At 63.7% G+C, this 20746-nt stretch carries 16 protein-coding genes and 1 tRNA gene; 6 read left to right on the plus strand and 11 right to left on the minus strand.

Features of this window, described 5'->3' with window-relative positions; translation table 11 throughout:
• Window positions 1-150: 150 nt before the first annotated feature.
• Window positions 151-396 carry a hypothetical protein gene (locus AC3FLX_RS18645; RefSeq protein ID WP_488698789.1) on the plus strand — a complete coding sequence of 82 codons (246 nt, stop codon included), beginning with the start codon at window positions 151-153 and terminating at the stop codon, window positions 394-396.
• A gap of 168 nt (window positions 397-564) precedes the next feature.
• Here the strand turns inward: AC3FLX_RS18645 and AC3FLX_RS18650 are convergent, their stop codons facing one another.
• Both AC3FLX_RS18650 and AC3FLX_RS18655 read right to left on the minus strand, forming a co-directional pair.
• Window positions 565-2886: an NADP-dependent malic enzyme gene (locus AC3FLX_RS18650; RefSeq protein WP_488698790.1), complete on the minus strand. Its 2322-nt coding sequence runs from the start codon at window positions 2884-2886 to the stop codon at window positions 565-567.
• Window positions 2887-3116: 230 nt separating this feature from the next.
• On the minus strand, window positions 3117-3779 hold the full coding sequence (locus AC3FLX_RS18655) for a DUF4136 domain-containing protein (protein ID WP_488698791.1): 663 nt from the start codon (window positions 3777-3779) through the stop codon (window positions 3117-3119).
• Between the two features lie 183 nt (window positions 3780-3962).
• Here AC3FLX_RS18655 and pepN point away from each other — a divergent pair, with 183 nt between their 5' ends.
• Both pepN and AC3FLX_RS18665 read left to right on the plus strand, forming a co-directional pair.
• Entirely contained in the window at window positions 3963-6656 is a 2694-nt protein-coding gene (pepN, locus tag AC3FLX_RS18660; RefSeq protein ID WP_488698792.1) for an aminopeptidase N, read from the plus strand.
• Between the two features lie 99 nt (window positions 6657-6755).
• A complete protein-coding gene (locus tag AC3FLX_RS18665) occupies window positions 6756-7772 on the plus strand; it encodes a class 1 fructose-bisphosphatase (protein ID WP_488698793.1) in 1017 nt (338 codons plus the stop codon).
• 71 nt (window positions 7773-7843) lie between these two features.
• On the opposite strand, the gene AC3FLX_RS18670 is transcribed toward AC3FLX_RS18665, so the two are convergent.
• From AC3FLX_RS18670 to AC3FLX_RS18695, 6 genes are all read right to left on the minus strand, one after another.
• A complete protein-coding gene (locus tag AC3FLX_RS18670; RefSeq protein ID WP_488698794.1) occupies window positions 7844-8767 on the minus strand; it encodes an aldose 1-epimerase in 924 nt (307 codons plus the stop codon).
• A gap of 73 nt (window positions 8768-8840) precedes the next feature.
• Complete coding sequence (locus tag AC3FLX_RS18675) at window positions 8841-10124, minus strand: TRAP transporter large permease (protein ID WP_488698795.1); 1284 nt, start codon at window positions 10122-10124, stop codon at window positions 8841-8843.
• Window positions 10115-10690: a TRAP transporter small permease gene (locus AC3FLX_RS18680; RefSeq protein ID WP_488698962.1), complete on the minus strand. Its 576-nt coding sequence runs from the start codon at window positions 10688-10690 to the stop codon at window positions 10115-10117. Before AC3FLX_RS18680 ends, AC3FLX_RS18675 begins: the two co-directional genes overlap by 10 nt.
• Window positions 10691-10717: 27 nt before the next feature.
• The gene (locus AC3FLX_RS18685; protein WP_488698963.1) at window positions 10718-11668 is read right to left on the minus strand and encodes a TRAP transporter substrate-binding protein; all 951 of its coding nucleotides are present in this window, start codon (window positions 11666-11668) and stop codon (window positions 10718-10720) included.
• Between the two features lie 133 nt (window positions 11669-11801).
• Entirely contained in the window at window positions 11802-12689 is an 888-nt protein-coding gene (locus tag AC3FLX_RS18690) for an SMP-30/gluconolactonase/LRE family protein (RefSeq protein ID WP_488698796.1), read from the minus strand.
• A 5-nt stretch (window positions 12690-12694) separates the two neighbouring features.
• Window positions 12695-13534, minus strand: coding sequence for an NAD-dependent epimerase/dehydratase family protein (locus AC3FLX_RS18695; RefSeq protein ID WP_488698797.1), 840 nt, complete (start codon window positions 13532-13534; stop codon window positions 12695-12697).
• 689 nt (window positions 13535-14223) lie between these two features.
• Between AC3FLX_RS18695 and AC3FLX_RS18700 the strand changes: the two genes are divergently transcribed.
• Both AC3FLX_RS18700 and AC3FLX_RS18705 read left to right on the plus strand, forming a co-directional pair.
• Window positions 14224-15285, plus strand: a complete 1062-nt coding sequence (locus tag AC3FLX_RS18700; RefSeq protein ID WP_488698798.1) for a porin — start codon at window positions 14224-14226, stop codon at window positions 15283-15285.
• Window positions 15286-15589: 304 nt separating this feature from the next.
• Window positions 15590-15665 (plus strand) — tRNA-Thr (locus AC3FLX_RS18705).
• Between the two features lie 193 nt (window positions 15666-15858).
• Here AC3FLX_RS18705 and AC3FLX_RS18710 read toward each other — a convergent pair.
• A complete protein-coding gene (locus tag AC3FLX_RS18710) occupies window positions 15859-17472 on the minus strand; it encodes a flagellar assembly protein A (protein ID WP_488698799.1) in 1614 nt (537 codons plus the stop codon).
• 206 nt (window positions 17473-17678) lie between these two features.
• On the opposite strand from AC3FLX_RS18710, the gene AC3FLX_RS18715 reads away from it, so the two are divergent.
• A complete protein-coding gene (locus AC3FLX_RS18715; protein ID WP_488698800.1) occupies window positions 17679-18509 on the plus strand; it encodes a class I SAM-dependent methyltransferase in 831 nt (276 codons plus the stop codon).
• Window positions 18510-18527: 18 nt separating this feature from the next.
• On the opposite strand, the gene AC3FLX_RS18720 is transcribed toward AC3FLX_RS18715, so the two are convergent.
• Both AC3FLX_RS18720 and AC3FLX_RS18725 read right to left on the minus strand, forming a co-directional pair.
• On the minus strand, window positions 18528-19115 hold the full coding sequence (locus tag AC3FLX_RS18720) for a DUF1415 domain-containing protein (RefSeq protein WP_488698801.1): 588 nt from the start codon (window positions 19113-19115) through the stop codon (window positions 18528-18530).
• Between the two features lie 2 nt (window positions 19116-19117).
• Window positions 19118-20740, minus strand: a complete 1623-nt coding sequence (locus tag AC3FLX_RS18725; RefSeq protein ID WP_488698802.1) for an NAD(P)/FAD-dependent oxidoreductase — start codon at window positions 20738-20740, stop codon at window positions 19118-19120.
• Window positions 20741-20746 lie beyond the last annotated feature (6 nt).

Here is a 20746-nt window from a genome sequence, read left to right on the forward strand (position 1 = left end):
TGCACCGCAACGCGTTCTTGCGCGACTGCAACAGGATCGGAAGCCATTGCTTCATAGCCCGATTCAATTGGCGACTGCCCCCTCTTCTACCTAGATTGATCTTCCGGACTATGTGCCGGACCACGTAAACCAGGACGAGTGAGGTGACGCATGCGGCGCTATGTGAAATCCCGATCGGAACTGATGGCTATCCTGAGCCAGTGCCTGGATAACAACCCGGAATGCGGTGAGGTTGAGTTGCATGCGATGCGTGTGCATCAGCCGGACCACACAGGTTGCAACTGGAGCGCTGAGGTCGATTTTCGCCAGGACAGCTTTGACGATCTGGCACAGCAGATGGCCGCGGCCCGTTCGATTATCGTGGTGATGCGGGAGCAGTACAACGTGCTGCAGTGATGCAAGCATTGCGCACGACTCGTGCGTACTGACTCGCCGACGCGCTGACACCCCGGCAGACGTGCCAGCGCACCGACAAAAAAACCGGGCCGCGAGGAATGCCCTCGCGGCCCGGTTTCTTTTTGCGACGATCAGATCTGCAAAAGTCGCAGATCTGCAAACCTGCACTTAGCGGATCGCGCCTGCCTCGGCCACGGCCACGGCCGTCATGTTGACGATGCGGCGGGTGGTGGCTTGCGGGTTCAGGATGTGCACCGGCTTGGCCGCGCCCAGCAGGATCGGGCCAACGGTCACGCCCTGTCCGCCCGTCATCTTGAGCAGGTTGAACGCGATGTTGGCGGCGTCCAGCGTCGGCATCACCAGCAGGTTCGCGCTACCGGCCAGCTTGGTGGTCGGCAGGAAGTGACGGCGCACGTCTTCATCCAGCGCGGCGTCGCCCTGCATTTCGCCTTCCACTTCCAGTTCCGGCGCCACGCGGGCCAGGATCGCCGCGGCCTCGCGCATCTTGCGTGCCGACGGACGGGTGGACGAGCCGAACATCGAGTGCGACATCATGGCCACCTTCGGATGCAGACCGAAGCGGCCGATTTCCTTCGCGGCCAGTTGCGTGATGGCAGCCAGTTCCTCGGCGCTCGGGTCATCGTTCACGAACGTGTCGGTGATGAACAGCGTGTGCTTTTCCAGCATCAGCGCGTTCATCGCGGCAAACACCTTGGCGTCCGGCGCCAGGCCGATCACGTCGCGCACGTGTTCCAGGTGAGCCTCGAAGCGGCCCACGGTGCCGCACAGCAGCGCATCGGCGTCGCCCATGTGCATCAGCATCGTGCCGATCAGCGTGTTCGAACGGCGCAGCGCCACCTTGGCCATGTCCGGCGTCACGCCATCGCGGCCACGCAGCGCGTGGTATTCCTCGTGATACGCACGGTAGCGCGGATCGTCTTCCGGATTGATCAGTTCGAAGTCGACACCAGGACGCAGGCGCAGGCCAGCCTTCTCGATGCGCATCTGGATCACGTGCGGACGGCCGATCAGGATCGGACGGGCCAGACCTTCGTCCACCACGCCCTGCACCGCGCGCAGCACGCGCTCTTCCTCGCCCTCGGCATAAGCCACGCGCTTCGGCGCGGCCTTGGCGGCCGAGAACACCGGCTTCATGATCAGGCCGGTGTGGTAGACGTAGCTCGTCAGTTGCTGGCGGTAGGCTTCCAGGTCCTTGATCGGGCGAGTGGCCACGCCCGACTCTTCCGCGGCCTTGGCCACGGCCGGCGCGATCTTCTCGATCAGTCGCTGGTCGAACGGGGTCGGGATGATGTAGTCGGGGCCGAACTTCAGCTCACGGCCACCGTAGGCGGCGGCGACGGCATCGTTCAGCTCGGCTTCAGCCAGCTCGGCGATGGCCTTCACGCAGGCCAGCTTCATTTCTTCCGTGATCTTCGTGGCGCCGCAATCGAGCGCGCCGCGGAAGATGTACGGGAAGCACAGCACGTTGTTCACCTGGTTCGGATAGTCCGAACGGCCGGTGGCGATGATGCAGTCCGGACGCGCGGCCTTGGCCACTTCCGGACGGATTTCCGGTTCCGGGTTGGCCAGTGCCAGGATGATCGGCTTGTCGGCCATCGTCTTGACCATGTCGCCGGTCAGCACGCCCGCCGTGGAGCAGCCCAGGAACACATCGGCGCCCTTGACGATGTCGGCCAGCGTGCGGTCCGACGTGTCTTGCGCGTAGCGGGCCTTGTTGGCTTCCATGTTGGCATCGCGGCCCTGGAAGATCACGCCCTTCGAATCGACAACGAAAACGTTCTCGCGCTTCACGCCCAGGCTCACCATCGTGTCCAGACACGCGATGGCGGCAGCGCCCGCGCCCGACACGGCCAGCTTGACCTTGCCGATTTCCTTGCCAACGACCTTCAGGCCATTCAGCAGTGCGGCGGCCGAGATGATGGCCGTACCGTGCTGGTCATCGTGGAAGACCGGAATGTTCATGCGCTCGCGCAGCTTCTTCTCGATGTAGAAGCACTCGGGCGCCTTGATGTCTTCCAGGTTCACGCCGCCGAGCGTCGGCTCCAGCGCGGCCACGATCTCGACGATCTTGTCCGGATCGCGTGCATCGAGTTCGATGTCGAACACGTCGATGCCGGCGAATTTCTTGAACAGGCAGCCCTTGCCTTCCATCACGGGCTTGCCGGCCAGCGGACCAATGTCGCCCAGGCCCAGCACGGCAGTACCGTTGGTGATCACGGCGACGAGGTTGGCGCGCGAGGTGTACTCGGCGGCCATTGCGGGATCCTTGTGGATCTCCTCGCAGGCGTAGGCCACGCCCGGCGAATAGGCCAGCGACAAATCGCGCTGGTTGGACAGCGCCTTGGTTGCCGTTACCTGGATCTTGCCCTTGGTCGGGCTGCGATGGTATTCCAGCGCGGCCAGGCGCAATTGCGCTTCGGGGCTATTCGGGGCATGTTGCGGTGCATCACCACTGGTCTTGCTGCTCATTCTGCTTGTCCGGAAAGAGAAGGCGAAAAAAATCGAGCAGCCATTCTAGCCCAGCCATTCCGTGCTGGAGACCCTTTGCAGTAGTCCAAACCGTGTTTTTGCCGCGTTTTTTCCGCGTCGACATCAAAAACCGCTGCTACCGCGCGGTAGCCCGCACCTGGTCTCACCGGTGGACCAAACTGGTGGACGAATGTCGACGATTGCATGCGGGAAAAATGCTGCACTGCGCCCTACTTGCTTTCCTTCTCGACCTCCAGCGTCACGCGGCGCGGCCGGCCGCTTTCTCCCGGAAAACCGGTAAATGCGCTGCGGATCATGTAAGGCATGACCGCGGTAAGGCTGCCGCCTTCGGTCGTATTGCGGGCCGTCACCTGATACACGCGCTTGCCGCTGGCCGCGTCCTTGAAGAACACGCGCAGGTTCGAGAACGTCACCGGCACATCGCGCACCACGGTCTGCGGCGGCCAGTAGCCCGGCCCCCAACCGTACGGCCCCCACGGACGGTAATAGCCATACGGACCCCAGTAGGGACCCCACGGGCCGTACCAGGGATCGGGGTACACGGTCTCGGCCACGCGGACGAAGCCCGGCGCCGCGTCATAATCCATCGTCACCAGATAGCGCGCCTGCTTTACCGGTACCTGTTCGAAGCCGACGCCGCTCAGCGTCTGCGCCAGCCACGCCTCATAGGTCTGCCGATCGAGTTGCGCTTCCTGCTGCGGCGCGTGCTCGAATGCATAGGTACTGGGCGGCTCGTTGTTCCAGCCCGCGTCCCGGAAGGCCGTCACTTCGGTGGTCACTGTGCTGGCGCACCCTGTCAGCCACAGCGCGCCCAGCGCCACCAGCACCCACATTCCGCCCCGCCTTCCCGTCTTCACTGCGGACTGCCACATCGCGACACCTCTTGTTATTGATTCGATCACGTTTCCTCAGACAGGATCGGACGAGCCGAATTCCCAGGCCGATGCCGGCCCGGCGCAGGGCTGAAGCCCCTTGGCTACAATGGGGGCTTCAGGGTCCCCGTCTTCATCCCTCGGGGCCCGCCGCCCCCGGTCACCCGAAGACAGGATCTCCCCATGCTGCGTACCGACACGCCCGTTACCGTCTATCGCAAGGACTATACTCCGCCCGCGTTTGCCATCGACCACGTCGACCTCGTGCTCGACCTCGATCCGCAGCGCACCATCGTCACCAGCACGCTGAAGCTGCAGCGGACCGGCGGCGCCGACGCACCGCTGGTGCTGTGTGGCGAAGCGCTGGAACTGCTTGGCATCAAACTGGACGGCCAGCCCTTCACCGCCTTCAGCACCGATGCCGACACCCTGACGCTGACCGGCCTGCCCGCGCAGGGCACGCTGGAAATTGCCGTCGCCAACAATCCGGCGGCCAATACCACGCTGTCGGGCCTCTACGTTTCCAACGGCAACTTCTTCACGCAATGCGAGGCCGAGGGATTCCGTCGCATCACGTATTTCCTGGATCGTCCGGATGTCATGACGACCTACCGCGTCACGCTGCGCGCTGACCGCACCGCTTATCCGGTGCTGTTGTCCAACGGCAACCTGCTCTCGCAGCGCGACCTGCCGGACGGGCGCCACGAAGCGGTCTGGGAAGACCCGTTCCGCAAGCCGTCATACCTGTTCGCGCTGGTGGCGGGCAAGCTCGAACGCATCGAAGAGAAGATCGTCTCCGCGTCGGGCAAGGAAAAGCTGCTGCAGGTCTGGGTGGAACCGCAGGACCTGGAAAAGACGCGCCACGCCATGAACTCGCTGGTCCACTCAATCCGCTGGGACGAACAGCGCTTCGGCCTGGAGCTGGACCTTGATCGATTCATGATCGTCGCGGTCGGCGACTTCAACATGGGGGCGATGGAAAACAAGGGCCTGAACATCTTCAATACGAAGTACGTGCTGGCCAATGCGCAGACCGCAACCGACGTGGACTTTGCCAACATCGAATCGGTGGTAGCGCACGAGTACTTCCACAACTGGACCGGCAACCGCGTCACGTGCCGCGACTGGTTCCAGTTGTCGCTCAAGGAAGGCCTGACCGTGTTCCGCGATCAGGAATTCTCGGCCGACATGATGGGTTCGGAATCGGGCCGCGCGGTCAAGCGCATCGAGGATGTTCGCGTGCTGCGTCAGGTGCAGTTTCCTGAAGACGCGGGCCCGATGGCCCACCCCGTGCGTCCCGACAGCTACGAGGAAATCAACAACTTCTACACGGTCACGGTCTACGAGAAAGGCGCCGAAGTCGTGCGCATGTATCAGACCCTGCTGGGCCGCGACGGCTTCCGCCGCGGCATGGACCTGTATTTCAAGCGCCACGACGGCCAGGCCGTGACGTGCGACGATTTCCGCGCCGCGATGGCCGATGCCAACGGGCGCGACCTCGCGCAGTTCGGCCTCTGGTACAGCCAGGCCGGCACGCCCGTGGTGACCGCCAAGACTCAGTGGGATGGCAAGGCCGGCGTGCTGACGCTGACGCTGACGCAGCGCTGCCCGAAGGTGGGTATCGAAACCCGCGCCGGCGCACCGGAAAAGCAGCCGTTCCACATTCCTTTCGCAGTCGGCCTGATCGACGCCAAGGGCAACGACCTGCCGCTCCAGATCGATGGTGAGCCGCAAGCGGCCGGCACCACGCGCGTGCTCGATTTCACAAAGGCGGAACAGACCTTCCGCTTCGTCGGGCTGCCGACGGGCGACAAGGCGCCGCTGCCGTCGCTGCTGCGCAATTTCTCGGCGCCGGTGATCGTCGACTACGAATACAGCGACGTCGAGCTGACCTTCCTGCTGGCCCACGACAGCGACGCCTTCAATCGCTGGGAAGCTGGCCAGCGACTGGCCACGCGCGCGCTGCTGCAACTGGTGGCCGATGTGCAGGCGCGCCGCGAACTCAAGCTCGATCCCGCACTGGTCTCGGCCTTCCGCACCGTGCTGACCGATGGCTCGCTGAATCCCGCGTTCCGCGAGCAGGCGCTGATGCTGCCCGCCGAGGCATACCTGGCCGAGCGCATGGGCGTGGCCGACCCGGCCGCGATCCACCATGCCCGCCTGTTCATGCGCGAGGGCCTAGCACAGGCGCTCAAGGCCGAATGGCTGGCCGCCTACCAGGCCAACGCCACGCCGGGCGAATACAGCCCGGATGCCGACTCGATGGCCAAGCGCGCACTGCGCAACCTGGCGCTGAGTTACCTGGCCGACAGCGGCGATGCCGACATGCAGGCGCTTGCCGACCAGCACTACCAGCAGAGCGACAACATGACCGACCGTTTTGCCGCGCTGTCGGCCCTGGTCAACAGCTTCGCACCGGGCCGTGAGCATGCGCTGACCGATTTCTACGAACGCTTCGAAGACGACGCGCTGGTCATCGACAAATGGTTCTCGCTGCAAGGCATGCAGCGTGGCGAAGTGGGGCCGCACGCCGGCAAGCGCACCATCGACACCGTACGCGCGCTGATGGAGCATCCGGCCTTCAACCTGCGCAACCCGAACCGGGCGCGCTCGCTGATTTTCAGCTTCTGCTCCGGCAACCCGGCCCAGTTCCACGCCGAGGACGGCTCCGGCTATGAATTCTGGGCCGACCAGGTGCTGGCCCTGGATGCGATCAACCCGCAGGTGGCGGCGCGGCTTGCCCGTGTCATGGATCGCTGGCAGAAATATGAGATCCCGCTGCGCGACCGCATGCGCGCCGCGCTGGAGCGCGTGGCCGCGGCATCGACGCTGTCGCGCGATGTGCGTGAGATCGTCGGCAAGGCACTGGCCAGCTGATCTTCGGCCGGATGTGTCATCCAAGGCGCGCGGCGGCCGAAATCGGCCTGCCCGCAGCGCCGGGCCTGTAGAATGGCGGCCATCCAAGGAGAACCCACCATGACACGCATCAGCCTCACCCGCTATCTGGTCGAGGAGCAGCGCAAGCACAACACGATCCAGCCGGAACTCCGGCTGCTGATCGAAGTGGTTGCGCGCGCCTGCAAGGCCATTTCCAACGCCGTCAGCAAGGGCGCCCTCGCGGGCGTGCTGGGATCGGCCGGCACCGGCAATGTCCAGGGCGAAACGCAGCAAAAGCTCGACGTGATCGCCAACGAGGTGCTGCTGGACGCCAACGAATGGGGCGGCCACCTGGCGGCGATGGCATCCGAGGAGATGGACTCGTTCTATGAGATCCCGAACCGGTATCCGAAGGGCGAATACCTGCTGCTGTTCGATCCGCTCGATGGCTCGTCGAACATCGACGTGAACGTGTCGATCGGTACCATTTTCTCGGTTCTGCACATGCACAAGCCGGGCGAGACCGTCACCGAGAACGACTTCATGCAGCCCGGCACGCATCAGGTGGCCGCCGGCTACGCGGTGTACGGCCCGCAGACCACTCTGGTGCTGACCGTCGGCAACGGCGTGCACATGTTCACGCTGGACCGCGAGGCAGGCAGCTTCGTGCTGACGCAATCGGACGTGAAGATCCCGGAAGACACCAAGGAATTCGCGATCAACATGTCCAACATGCGTCACTGGGCACCTCCGGTGCGCCAGTACATCGACGAATGCCTGGCCGGCGAAGATGGCCCGCGCGGCAAGAACTTCAACATGCGCTGGATCGCGTCGATGGTGGCAGACGTGCACCGTATCCTGACGCGCGGCGGCGTCTTCATGTATCCGTGGGATAAGCGCGAGCCGGAGAAGCCAGGCAAGCTGCGTCTGATGTACGAAGCCAATCCGATGGCCTTCCTGGTCGAGCAGGCAGGCGGCGCGGCCACCAACGGCCACGAGCGCATTCTGGACGTGACCCCGACCAAGCTGCATCAGCGCGTATCGGTGATCCTCGGCTCGAAGAACGAGGTGGATCGCGTGACGCGCTACCACCGCGAGGAAGCTGCGAAGGGCTGACGCCTCGGGCGGCCTTCCATCTTCCATCAGAACAGGGCGCTCCGGCGCCCTGTTTGTTTTTCAGCCTGCCGTCAGACGGCAATCTGCCACTGCATGCGCCATGTCGCCGTCTCGCCGGGCGCCAGACTGCGAAGTCCGGTCCCTTCCCAGCCGCGCGCGGCCAGGTTCACCGCATCCGCCACATGGGACACCGGTTCCAGGCACACGAAATCACAGCCGGCTGGCGCGTGCAGCACCAGGTGGTCCAGCCCTTCCACCGCGCGCAGCGTCAGCATCGCGCCATCCGGACGCTTCAACGTCGCCACGCGCTTCCAGCCGCTGTAGTACACGCTGAAATCTGACTCGGGCAGATTGCGCTCACGCAGAAAGCGCTCCCGGTCACCAACAACCGTGCGAGCCGTGGCCACGCCACCTGCATCGGCGGGCCACATGTGCGCGGCATCGAACTGGATGCGCATACCTGGCGTGCGCGCGAAGAACGGGTGAAATCCGCCGCCCACCGGCATGGCGCTATCGCCATCGTTGCGAACGGTCAGCTCGGCATCGAGGCCCGTCTCGGTCAGGCCAAAGGTCTGTCGTGCCGAGACGGCCCACGGCCAATCTCCGCCAGACGGCGCATGCGCGAGCGCGATGACAAGACGACCACCGCCCTGCTCCACAACCGTCCAGGCCCGCGCGTGCCCGAAGCCGTGCATCGCGTGCGCTTGCCCCGGATGGCTGGGCAATTCGACGTCACGCCCCTGCCAGCGGAAACGGCCCTCGCGGATACGGTTGGAAAACGGCAGCAGCGGATAGCTTCCCGCCTTGGGCCACTGGAACGCGTCGAAGCCTTGTTCCAGCACCTGCCATGACATCGGCGCAAGCCAGTCGATGACATGGCCATCGGCTCGCGTGGTACATAGCGCCGCCATGCGGCCACCGGCGGCTGGCGCAACCGTCAACGTGTGAGCGCCCGCTTGCAGGGTATGGACGGGGCCAGGTAAGAGCCAGGGCATGTCGGTCCTAGACGAAACGGCCCCCCTCTTCCGCTTGGCGGAGAGGGGGGAACACCACAGCTGCTTCGACTGCCTACTTCAGCAGCGTCTCCGGCAGCCACAGCGAGAACGCCGGCACATAAGTCACCAGCAACAGCGCGGCCAGCAACGCACCGTAGAACGGCCAGATGGTTCGCATGACCTGACCCACCGACACGCCACCGATCGCGCAACCCACGAACTGCGTGGTACCCACGGGCGGCGTATTCAGCCCCAGCGCGCAGTTAATCAGCATCAGCATGCCGAACTGCACCGGGTTCATGCCGTAGTGCATGCAGATCGGCAGGAAGATCGGCGTGCAGATCAGGATGGTGGCGGCCATGTCCAGGAACGTGCCGAGGATGAACAGCATCACGTTCACCATCAGGAAGATCACCCACGGGCTGGTCGACACCGAACTCAGGAACTGGCCCGTCAGCTCGGCCACGCCATAGAGGCTGATCATGTAGCCGAACGTTGCCGAAATACCGATCAGCAGCAGCACCACGCCGGTGGTCTTCACCGCCTTGGCCGCGGCCTTGATGAACTGCTCCTTCGTCAGCGAGCGGTACAGGAACACGGTCAGCGTCAGCGCATACAGCACGGCCACGGCCGCCGACTCGGTGGCGGTGAAGACGCCCGACAGAATGCCGGCCAGGATCAGCACCACGACGAACAGGCCCGGCAGCGCGGCGGCCAGCGAATGGCCCACGATCTGCCAGCCCGGGAACGTGCCCGCCGGATAGCCACGGCTGCGTGCCACGAAGTAGGCAGCGGCCAGGTTGCAGATCGTCAGAATCAGCGCCGGCAGCACGCCAGCCAGGATCAGCGCGGCAATCGACACCTTGCCGCCCGCGGCCAGCGTGTAGATGATCATGTTGTGGCTGGTCGGCATCAGCGCGCCCACCAGTGCCGCATGGGTGGTCACGTTGACCGCGTAGTCGGCGTGATAACCCTCGCGCTTCATCATCGGGATCATCACGGCGCCCATCGCGGAAACGTCGGCCACCGGCGAACCGGACACGCCACCGAACAGCGTGCACGCCACCACGTTGGACATGCCCAGGCCGCCGCGCACATGGCCGGCCATCGACTTGGCGAAACTGACGATACGGTCGGCAATGCCGCCATAGAGCATCAATTCACCCGCGAAGATGAAGAACGGGATGGCCAGGAACGAGAACGCGTTCATGCCGGACGTCATCTGCTGGAACACCACCGCCAGCGGCAATCCTTCGTACAGGATCGTGGCCACGGCCGACAATCCAATGGCAAATGCAACCGGCACCCCGAGGATCAGGAAGCCGAAAAAGCAGACGGTAAGGATGATCAGTGCCATGCCGGCTCCACTTCCGTGCCTTTCAGCACTGCGATGATGTGTTCGATCGAAAACAGCACGATCAGCACGCCGGCGATCACCGGTGGCAGATAGCGCCAGCCTTCGGAAATGCCCAGCGTCGGCAGCTTGTAGTCGGCAACGGACATTGCCAGGAACGCGCAGTTGTAGGCCATGATCGCGCCAAACATGCCGACCAGTGTGTGGATCAGCAGTTCGAGCTTGGTGCGCAAATGGTCCGGCAGCAGCACGAGCAGCGACTCCAGGCCGATATGGCCCGAGTCCCGCACGCCGACGGCAGTGCCAAACATGGTCACATAGAGCACCAGCAGCATCGCGATCGACTCGGCCCAGGTGGGCGTGTCGTTGAGCACGTAGCGGCCGAAAACCTGATAGAGCACCGCGATCACGAGCAGCACCAGGCCGAAGACGCCCAGGCCCAGGCATGCGCGTGCCAGCGAGGCACAGAAACGGGTGTAGAAACTGGCGTGCACGGCCACCGCCTTGTCGGCGGGACCATGCGCGCCATCCGCCGGCGTGGCCGGCGTTGGGGATGGCGAAAGCATGATGAAATTCCCTGCTGCTGACTGCGTGGGTTACTTCGTCTCTTGCGTGCGGCGCACGAGGTCTTTCATCTGCGCGCTCGTAATGAAGCGGTCGTAGACGGGCTTCATCGCGGCCTGGAACGATGCCTTGTCCACCTGGATGATCTGCACGCCCGAAGCCTCGACCAGCTTGCGCGACTTCTGCTCGCGCTCATCCCAGAGCTTGCGCATGTACGGCACCGAGTCCTTGGCGGCCTGGCGCACCATCGCCTGGTCTTCCTTGGACAGGCGGTCCCACGCAACCTTCGAGAACATCAGCATTTCGGGGGCCATCGAATGCTCGGTCAGCGAGTAATACTTGGCCACTTCGAACTGGCGCGAGCTTTCGTAGCTGGGCCAGTTGTTCTCGGCGCCATCGACCAGCCCGGTCTTCAGCGCGGTGTAGACCTCGCCCCACGGCATCGGCGTGGCGTTGGCGTGCATGGCTTCGAGCAGCGATACCCAGAGGTCCGACTGCTGCACCCGGATCTTCATGCCCTTGGCGTCGGCCAGCGTCTTGATCGGGCGCTTGGTGGTGTACATCGAGCGCGAGCCGCTGTCATACCAGGCCAGGCCGATGAAGCCGTTCTTTTCGCACGACTTCAGGATGTCTTCGCCAACCTGGCCGTCCAGCACATGGCGCATGTGCTCGGTGGAGCGGAACAGGAACGGCATCGTCGGCACGATGGTTGCCTCGCAGATGTTGTTCATCGCGGCCGAATTCACACGCACCATCGACAGCGCGCCGATCTTGGTCTGCTCGATGGCGTCCTTCTCGCTGCCCAGCGAGCCTTGCGCGAATACCTTGACCGACATCTTGCCGTTCGAGCGCTGCTTGAGCAGATCGCCCATGTAGCGCACGGCCTGTACGGTCGGATAGTCGTCGGGATGGATGTCGGCGGAGCGAAATTCCGCGGCGTGCACGCCGACCGGCAGCGCCACGGCGGCGACGAGTGCGGCCATCAGGGTACCCAGACGGGTACGCATAAAACGTTGTTGCAACATGTTGTTTGCCTCCTGGTTATCGGATTTATTCGTTCTTCAAGTCAACGCATTGCCCGGCGCGCCTGGCTCGGCGCGCCGTCTCTGGATCTCGTCAGTCGCGCAGCACAGGCTCCGCCGTTCCGCGCACGCCAGGGCGCAACGCCACCACGGCGCCAGACAGCGGGTCGGTGTCATCGGTGCGGATGGAAGTCACGTAAAGCGTGTCGAGCTCGCGCCCCCCGAATGCGCACATCGCGGGCTTGGCGAATGGCACGGCCACGCTGCGGTCCAGGCGGCCATCGGGCGTGAACCGGTGCACCTGGCCGGCATCGTTGCCACAGATCCAGTAGCAGCCGTCTTCATCGATGGCCGCGCCATCGGGCCGGCCCGGATACAGGTTCATGTCGATAAACACGCGGCCGTTGCCCGGCGTGCCCGTATCGATGTCGTAGTCATAGGCCCATACGGCCTGCCGCGCGGGGTGCGAGTCGGACACGTACATCGTGCGGCCATCGGGGCTGAAGGCCAGGCCGTTCGGCGTGATCATGTCTTCGCGGATCACGTCGAGCGCGCCGCTGCGTGCGTCGTAGCGGTAGAGCTTGCCGTCGGTGGCGGCCAGCGACATATCCATCACCATCGTGCCGGCCCAGAAACGGCCTTGGCGGTCGCAGCGGCCATCGTTGAAACGCATGCCGTCACGCGCGTGCCGCACGGTTGCCACGCGTTGCAGTGCCGGAGCGGGCTGCCCCGCCACCAGCCGGCCGATGCGGAAGATGCCGCTCTCCATTGCCAGCAGCCAGCCACCGTCTGCCGTCATCGCCATGCAGCCAGCCATCTCGGGGATGGCCCAATGATCCGTGCCGCCGGTGGCCGGATCGAAACGCCACAGCGTACGGTTCGGGATATCGGTCCAGTAGAGCGCGGCGTCGCCTGCGTGCCAGACGGGGCTTTCGCCCACGCCGCAGCGCATGTTGCCGATTCTCTCGAAGGTGTCCGGCATCGCGTTCAGTCTCCGAAGGGCCCGGCCTTGACGAAGGCCCCGCCCTGGTACCAGCCGGCCTCGTCGTCCGCCGGCAGCGGAGGCACCGACTCCACCTTGGCGCGGAACTGCTCGGACGACTCCACGGGCTGGAAGCCCAGGCGCGCCGCCTTGCTGTTGTCCCACCAGCTGTCGCGGTTGGCCGAGGCACCGTAGACGATCAGAAAGCCGACCTTCGGCACGAAGATCGCACGCTTGATCAGTTGCTCCAGATCGTCGTAGCCAAGCCAGGTGACGAGCATGCGTCGATCCTTCGCTTCGGGGAACGAGGACCCGATACGCAGCGCCACGGTATCGATGCCGTACCGATCGCTGTAGAAGCTGGCCAGCTGTTCGCCGAATGCCTTGCTTACGCCGTAATAGCCATCGGGCCTGGCCGGCGTGTCGGCATCGAGCACGTCGCCCTGCCGGTAATAACCGATGACGTGGTTCGAGCTGGCAAACACGATGCGGCGCACGCCCTGACGGCGCGCCGCTTCATAGAGGTTGTAGGTGCCCTGGATATTGGCGGGCAGGATTTCCTCGAACGGGCGTTCCACGGAAACGCCGCCGAGATGCACCACGGCATCGACGCCCTCCAGCAGCGCATGCACTGCCTTGGCATCGGACAGGTCGCAGGCAACCACTTCTTCCTGCTCGCGGGCTTCACCGAGATTGGCGATATCGGAAACGCGGACCACATCGGCATAGCGCTTCAGCCGGTCTCGCAGAACCTTGCCGAGATTGCCGGCCGCGCCGGTCAGGAGAATGCGATGGCAACGGGTAGTGACGCCGTCGAGCGGGTCTTGGGAGGAGTTCTGAGACATGGTGTCGGGCTGCACAGGCGCGCGGGACCAGCTCAACGCGCGCAAATGACTAAATAGGGTGTAATTGATCTGTCGTCATACAACGCAACTGGAATCTAATCGTCTCCCCAACTTCGGTCAAGGTGACACGGCCTAAGTAAATTCCCTAGAAGTTTTAAGTTGCAGACATGCAGACGTTAATTGCTGCTCTGCGAATTTTCCTCACTCATATGAGTGAGTTTCTGCGTTTGAACGATGCCGGAATTGCTCGCCAGAAACCCCATAATTTGGTGCCAGCAAACGCTTTCCCGTTGAATTTAAATAACTTACATGAAACTGACGCGCATTTGCTGCAATGCAAATTAAGCAAATGCAGAATTTGGAAATGCACCGGATTGGAACCGAATTAAGCGGTATTTGATATCGCATTCCAGTGTTGTTCAGCCACCCAATGTCTCATCGTATGTCTTGCTTCGTTATTTTTCTGTAAGGTACGATGTCATAGGACATCAGATCACATCAATTGCCTTTCCCAATTGATTTGCGCTGCATGCCCTGGCGCCTGGGAACCGTTTCCCTGCGCGCCTCCCATGCACACCGGTGAAGGTAATGCCACGCCGATCCACACGCGGCAGCAGAAGCAAAAAAGCATTCGGCACCGGTTTTTCGCAGCAAAAACGTCATAACGAGCCAGGATGGAGACCTACACCATGAAGCGAGCCCTTGCGCCCTTCGTCACCACAGCAGCCCTAGCGGCCATTGGTGCCGCGGCACCGGCCCATGCGCAGTCGAATGTCACGCTGTACGGCATTGTCGACACCACGATCCGCTACACCACCAATGAAAGCGCCGCCGGTAACGGCAAGGTGCAGATGACCGACGGCGTGCTGACCGGCAGCCGCTGGGGTCTCTATGGCGTGGAAGATCTTGGGCGCGGCTACCAGGCGCTGTTCGTGCTCGAATCGGGCTTCTCGCCGGACGCCGGCCAGAGCCTGCAGGGCAGCCGCCTGTTCGGACGCAAGGCATACGTCGGCCTGCAAGGCGACTTCGGCACGGTCACGCTCGGCCGCCAGTTCACGGTGATCCATGAGGTCATCGCCAGCTACGACGCGATGGCGCTGGCGAACCTGGCCATCGTCGGCTTCCAGGGTGGCAACTACACCGGCGGCGTGCGCCAGGACAACATGGTCAAGTACGCCGGCAAGTTCGGCGGATTCACCATTGCCGCCCAGCATGCATTCGGCGAGCAACCCGGCAGCGTTGCGCGGTCGTCGTCGACGGGCGGCAGCCTGACCTATGCAGCGGGTCCGTTCATGGTGGCCGGCGGTTACCAGATCATGAAGGACACCACGAGCTACTACGGCGTGACCGTACCGAACAGCGACCAGAAGGTCTGGACGCTGGGCGGCACGTACACGGCGGGTCCGGCCACGATCTACCTCGGCTACACGAACAGCAACGTCGACAACGCCGGCTACAAGAACCAGGCCGGCTACCTGGGCGCCAAGTACCAGTTCGATCAGGCATGGTCGCTGATCGCAATCGGCACCTACGATCATCTGAAGCATGCCGGCGACTCGGGCAACCGTTTCACGGGCGCGCTGATGCTCGACTATGCGTTCAGCAAGCGCACCGACGTCTATCTCGAAGCCGACTACACGACGCTGACCGATGCATGGCGCACGCTGGGTGCACAGCCCACCTTCCAGACGCCGTTCTACGGCCACGGCAGCCGCGTGGGCGTGATGGCCGGCCTGCGCCACAAGTTCTGATGGGTTGCTGAACTGACCACCTTTGGTCAATCCGGAAAAGGGGGCGGCTTCGCCCCCTTTTTGCTTCAAGCCTCGATCACGCTTCGTGCGATCCTTACGCCTGTTGTCGCAGCGCCAGCCTGCTGCCACAGCCACTCCGGGCGCCCTCTCCCCGCAGGATTTCAGAAAAAACCTGCATGAGGGGCTTCACAAATCCGGAAGCCGCTGATATTATCGCTGGCTCTATCCGATTCGACGCAAACACTGCGAACGCAGCAACGGCGCGGGTTTCAGGGATAGAACAGGTTTCACAAGTCTAGGTTTCGCCGGTGTAGCTCAGTTGGTAGAGCAGCGCATTCGTAATGCGAAGGTCGTAGGTTCGACTCCTATCTCCGGCACCATTCACTTGAAGTAAGAAGGGCAACCCACTGGGGTTGCCCTTTTTGCTTTGGTGCGCGGAAGAAGCGTCGCACATCGTTCAGCGATGCATCCGCGCCTCGTCACCGCGTTGCAAGAAGCAACGCCGATCCGCTATGCGGTGCGCGGACGTGCTACGGCCGCCACCGCAATCCTTCAGTGGTTCAAGTCACAGGTTCAAGTCACCGTGATGCGGTCTTCGATGACGCGCACCTGGCCGCCGGTCTTGTCTTCCATGACCTTCAGCACCTTGTGCCCCACCTGCAATGTCACCCCGCCATGAATGCGGCGGCCGACCGCGATCACGGCATCGTCGGACGGCTTGATCTGCTCGGCCACCCTGGCAATCTCCGCATCGAGTTCGAACAGATCCTTGTTGATCTTGTACATCGTGGCACGCGCCTTTTCCCGGACATCGCCCTGCGCGCGTTCGGGATGCTTGGCGAAGAACGCCACCAGTTGCTGCAGCTTGGCCTGATCGTCCAGCACCTTGCGGCGGCGCACCTCCAGCTCGGCTTTCTGCTCATCCGCAAACGGGTTCAGCCCTACCTGGACGCTCGTCGCCGTCCCGGCTGGCGCGCCCAGCGTCGCCACGCTCACCGTTTGCAGCGCGCGCGTGCGTCCGCCGCTGATACTGCCCTGCCCCGTCGGCGTGCCCACCACCACACGCTCACCGGCTGACACATCGCTTTGCCGGATGCCGCTTTCGACCACCACTTCCGTGGCTGCCTCGACTCTGGCGTTCTGAATGTAGCGCGCATGGACCGCGCCCTTGGTGCGCACGCTGGCAATCTCATTCGGGTCGCCGCCGTGGGCCGAATCAGACTTGCCGATGATGCCGCCCTTGACGATCACATCGCCGCCGGCCTCCACATGGGCGGCCTCGATCGTGCCTTGCACCACCACGTCGCCGGTTACGCGCACCGACATGCCCGTACGGATATCGCCCGATACTCGCAGCGAGCCATCGAAATTGACGTTGCCCGAGTGCAGGTCCACGGCTTCGACGTCCACCACCGGGCTGACCATCACCCCGTTCGGCAGCACGCGCGGAGACCCGGCGATAACGGCCAGCAGCAGATTGGGATCGTTGGGGTCCGCGGCCACGCCGGTCAGGTCCGCCGCGTAAGGGGTATCGACCACGATATCGGCGGCAATCGGCTTGCCCAGGATGTCCATGCCATCCTTGCCGGACCTGGCCGCAGTGCGGCGCATCAGCGCGGTACCCGGATTCACCAGCAGCAAGCTGCCCAGGTCTCGCAGGTCCACGCGCTCGTCTTCGTTATCGGCCTGCGCGGGCCGTTGCTGCTGCACCAGGCTGTCGAAGCGGGCCTGCTCGCCCTGCACTGGCGCCACGCCACGCGCAATCTCGCGGCCTTCGCAGGCGCCCGCCTCCAGCGCCACGCGGATGGCCGCCGAATCGAGCAGCGCCACCACACCCATCGACGCAGCGGCCGCGGCGATATCGCTCTCTTCGATGGGACGGCCACCTTCGGGCGGCATCAGCGTCAGTAGCAGTTGCAGCTTGTCGCCGGTGACTTCAAGCTCGAACGCGCCGTCCAGTACGCTGCCGATGACCGCATCGATTTCGCGGTCGGTCAGCTGGCACTGCGTCAGGAATCCGGTGACGGCCGCCGGGTCCAGGCGGGCGCCCTGCCAGCCGTGATCGGCCAGCGAAGCTTCCAGTGCCGCGCGGTCCGGAGGCATTCGCCCGGTTTCCGGCGCAAAGCACGCTCTTATCTGATCTCCCGGCTGGTTAAGTTCCAGGCGTAATCCCACGTCCGCGTTCATGGCTCCCCGCTTTCTCGTTCTGCATGGCACCAGCCGGCTGGGGTTCGTGCCCCGGGTCCTTCCGCTTGGACGGCCGTACTTGCGCCAACTCTGCTTGTCGTATCGGAGAGTCAACGGCAGAAACGGGGGTGGACTTTAGCCCACAAAAGTAGGGGGCCGCCGTTTTCGGTAAACTGGCACCCTTTCCGAAGCGCCCTGAATTCCCGATGTCCAGTAATTACGAAGTCCGCCCCGGCCAGTCCATCGAGCTACTCAAGGAGCTCCATATCCTGACGCGCGACGGCAAGATGAACCAGGACAGCCGCCGCAAGCTCAAGCAGGTGTACCACCTGTTCCAGTTTATCGAGCCGCTGCTACGCGAAGTGAAGGACGCCAAGGGGGCGGTCTCGGTGGTAGACCACGGCGCGGGCAAGTCGTACCTGGGCTTCATCCTCTACGACCTGTTCTTCAAGGACCTGAAGGACGACTCGCATATCTTCGGAATCGAGACACGCGAAGAACTGGTGACCAGCTCCCAGGCACTGGCCACGCGGCTGGGATTTCCGGGGATGTCCTTCCTGAACCTGTCGGTGGCGGATTCGATCACATCGGCGGCCCTGCCGGAAACCATCGACGTCGTCACGGCCCTGCACGCCTGCAACACTGCTACCGACGACGCCATCCGCTTTGCGCTGGCCAAGCAGGCGCAGCACATCGTGCTGGTGCCGTGCTGCCAGGCCGAGGTGGCCAGCGTGCTGCGCAAGCACAAAGGCCGGCTGCTCGCCGGCAATCCGATGACCGAAATCTGGCGCCATCCGCTGCACACGCGCGAATTCGGCAGCCAGCTGACCAATGTGCTGCGTTGCCTGCAGCTGGAAGCACATGGCTATCAGGTCAGCGTGACGGAACTCGTGGGCTGGGAGCACTCGATGAAGAACGAGCTGATCATCGCCCAGTACAAGGATCTGCCGCGCCGCCGCCCGGCGGAGCGCCTCAAGCAAGTGCTGGAATCGGTGGGCCTGGAAGAACTGGGCGAGCGGTTTTTCACGCCCGCCTGATGCGCCGGCGGTCTGTCTCTACAGATCGCTCTTGCCCGCCATCCACTTGAGCCAGCCGGCGTGGCCCAGCTGGCGCAGCGTTTCCATGTTCCGCTCGTAGATATCCTCGGCCTCGGGAAACGCTTCGGCGGCGCGGGCGATACTGTCTTCGCGCAGCAGATGCAGGATCGGATATGGCGCACGATTCGTGAAGTTCTCGATATCGTCCGGCTCCGTTCCCTCGAACTGGTACTGCGGATGGAAGCTCGCAATCTGCAACGTGCCTTCCAGCTTCAGACTGCCAAGCAGCCGGTCGGCAAAATACAGAAAGTCGTTGTAGGCCAGGAAATCGGCCAACGCATGCGGCATGATCAGCAGCGTCGTGTCGATCTGCTCGGGATCGGCTTCAGCCAGCAGGCGCAGTTCGCGCTCCAGATCGTCCAGCGCATCGGCATCGCTGGACGCCTCGCTGACCACGTATCGCACTTGGTTCTTCACATGCACGCTCTTGGCGAACGGGCAGAGGTTCAGCCCGATCACGGCGCGCGTCAGCCAGTGACGGACGTCAGCCACAACCTTGTCATGCTGAAGATCGCTTTTCGGGTCGTGCCCGGCCTGCTGCGTCATGCTCACTTCCCGTTTGCGATGTGCAGCGCCACGGCCTCGGCCACCTCGATGCCATCGATCGCCGCCGAGTAGATACCGCCCGCGTAGCCCGCGCCCTCACCTGCCGGGTACAGGCCGCGCACGTTGATGCTCTGATAATCGTCGCGATTGCGCTGGATGCGCAGCGGCGACGAAGTACGCGTTTCCACGCCCGTCAGCACGGCATCGTGCATGGCAAACCCGGCGATCTTCTTGTCGAGCTCGGGCAGCGCCTCGCGGATGGCATCGATCACGTAGTCCGGCAGCGCCGTGCTCAGATCCGTGGGCGTCACGCCGGGCTTGTACGACGGCTCGACCGAACCGAGCGACGTCGAAGGACGGCCCGCGATAAAGTCGCCCACCAGCTGGCCCGGCGCACGATAGTCGCTACCGCCCAGCTCGAACGCGCGCTCTTCCCACTTGCGCTGGAACTCGATACCGGCCAGCGGACCGCCGGGGTAGTCCTCGTCCGGCGTAATACCAACGACGATGCCTGCGTTGGCATTGCGCTCGGCACGGTAATACTGGCTCATGCCGTTGGTCACGAGCCTGCCCGGCTCGGACGCCGCCGCCACCACGGTGCCACCGGGACACATGCAGAAGCTGTACACGGCGCGGCCGTTGCTGGCGTGGTGCACGACCTTGTAGTCGGCCGCGCCCAGCAGCTTGTTGCCGGCGAACTTGCCGAAGCGGCTGCGGTTGATCAGGCCCTGCGGATGTTCGATGCGGAATCCCAGCGAGAACGGCTTGGCTTCCATGAATACGCCGCGCTCGTGCAGCATCTCGAACGTGTCGCGGGCGCTGTGGCCCACGGCCAGGATCACGTGATCGCACGGCAGGTAGTCGCCATTCGATAGCTTCAGGCCACGCACCTGCCCGTTGTCGATATCGATGTCGTCGACGCGGGTCTCGAAGCGGATCTCGGCACCAAGCTCCAGCATCTCGGCGCGCATCTTCTCGACCATGCTCACAAGGCGGAACGTGCCGATATGTGGACGCGCCTTGAACAGGATGTCCTCGGGCGCGCCAGCGCGCACGAATTCGTTCAGAACCTTGCGGCCGTAGTGCTTCGGGTCCTTGATTTGGCTATAGAGCTTGCCGTCCGAGAACGTGCCCGCACCACCCTCGCCAAACTGCACGTTCGATTCAGGATTGAGCACGCTCTTGCGCCACAGCCCGAACGTATCCTTGGTGCGTTCGCGCACTTCCTTTCCACGTTCGAGGATGATCGGCCGAAACCCCATCTGCGCCAGCAGCAGGCCAGCCAGCAGGCCGCACGGCCCCAGGCCGATCACCACGGGCCGCGACTTCGGGCCGCCTTCCGGCGCCCTGGCCACGAAGTGGTACGTCATGTCCGGCGTGACGCTCCAGTTCGGTTTGCGCTGCATGCGCTTGACTGCCGCGGCCTCGTCCCTGACTTCGATATCGATGATGTAGGTCAGCTTGATATCGTCGCGCTTGCGCGCATCGTGCGCGCGCCGGAACACCGTAAATCCGACAAGGCCGTCGCCCTTGACACCGATTTGTGCGAGATGGCTGCGCACGGCAGCTTCGAGGTCGCTCTCGGCATGGTCGAGCGGCAGTTTGACTTCACTGAGACGTAGCATGGGGTA

This window comes from Cupriavidus sp. 291-E7 (genome assembly GCF_057798835.1).

Bases quoted from the DNA above. Each gene is read 5' to 3' on its own strand.
- pepN (WP_488698792.1), top strand. From the start codon at position 3,963: ATGCTGCGTACCGACACGCCCGTTACCGTCTATCGCAAGGACTATACT.
- AC3FLX_RS18695 (WP_488698797.1), bottom strand. From the start codon at position 13,534: ATGTCTCAGAACTCCTCCCAAGACCCGCTCGACGGCGTCACTACCCGT.
- AC3FLX_RS18650 (WP_488698790.1), bottom strand. From the start codon at position 2,886: ATGAGCAGCAAGACCAGTGGTGATGCACCGCAACATGCCCCGAATAGC.
- AC3FLX_RS18715 (WP_488698800.1), top strand. From the start codon at position 17,679: ATGTCCAGTAATTACGAAGTCCGCCCCGGCCAGTCCATCGAGCTACTC.
- AC3FLX_RS18675 (WP_488698795.1), bottom strand. From the start codon at position 10,124: ATGGCACTGATCATCCTTACCGTCTGCTTTTTCGGCTTCCTGATCCTC.
- AC3FLX_RS18720 (WP_488698801.1), bottom strand. From the start codon at position 19,115: ATGACGCAGCAGGCCGGGCACGACCCGAAAAGCGATCTTCAGCATGAC.
- AC3FLX_RS18655 (WP_488698791.1), bottom strand. From the start codon at position 3,779: ATGTGGCAGTCCGCAGTGAAGACGGGAAGGCGGGGCGGAATGTGGGTG.
- AC3FLX_RS18645 (WP_488698789.1), top strand. From the start codon at position 151: ATGCGGCGCTATGTGAAATCCCGATCGGAACTGATGGCTATCCTGAGC.
- AC3FLX_RS18700 (WP_488698798.1), top strand. From the start codon at position 14,224: ATGAAGCGAGCCCTTGCGCCCTTCGTCACCACAGCAGCCCTAGCGGCC.
- AC3FLX_RS18685 (WP_488698963.1), bottom strand. From the start codon at position 11,668: ATGGCCGCACTCGTCGCCGCCGTGGCGCTGCCGGTCGGCGTGCACGCC.
- AC3FLX_RS18665 (WP_488698793.1), top strand. From the start codon at position 6,756: ATGACACGCATCAGCCTCACCCGCTATCTGGTCGAGGAGCAGCGCAAG.
- AC3FLX_RS18690 (WP_488698796.1), bottom strand. From the start codon at position 12,689: ATGCCGGACACCTTCGAGAGAATCGGCAACATGCGCTGCGGCGTGGGC.
- AC3FLX_RS18725 (WP_488698802.1), bottom strand. From the start codon at position 20,740: ATGCTACGTCTCAGTGAAGTCAAACTGCCGCTCGACCATGCCGAGAGC.
- AC3FLX_RS18710 (WP_488698799.1), bottom strand. From the start codon at position 17,472: ATGAACGCGGACGTGGGATTACGCCTGGAACTTAACCAGCCGGGAGAT.
- AC3FLX_RS18670 (WP_488698794.1), bottom strand. From the start codon at position 8,767: ATGCCCTGGCTCTTACCTGGCCCCGTCCATACCCTGCAAGCGGGCGCT.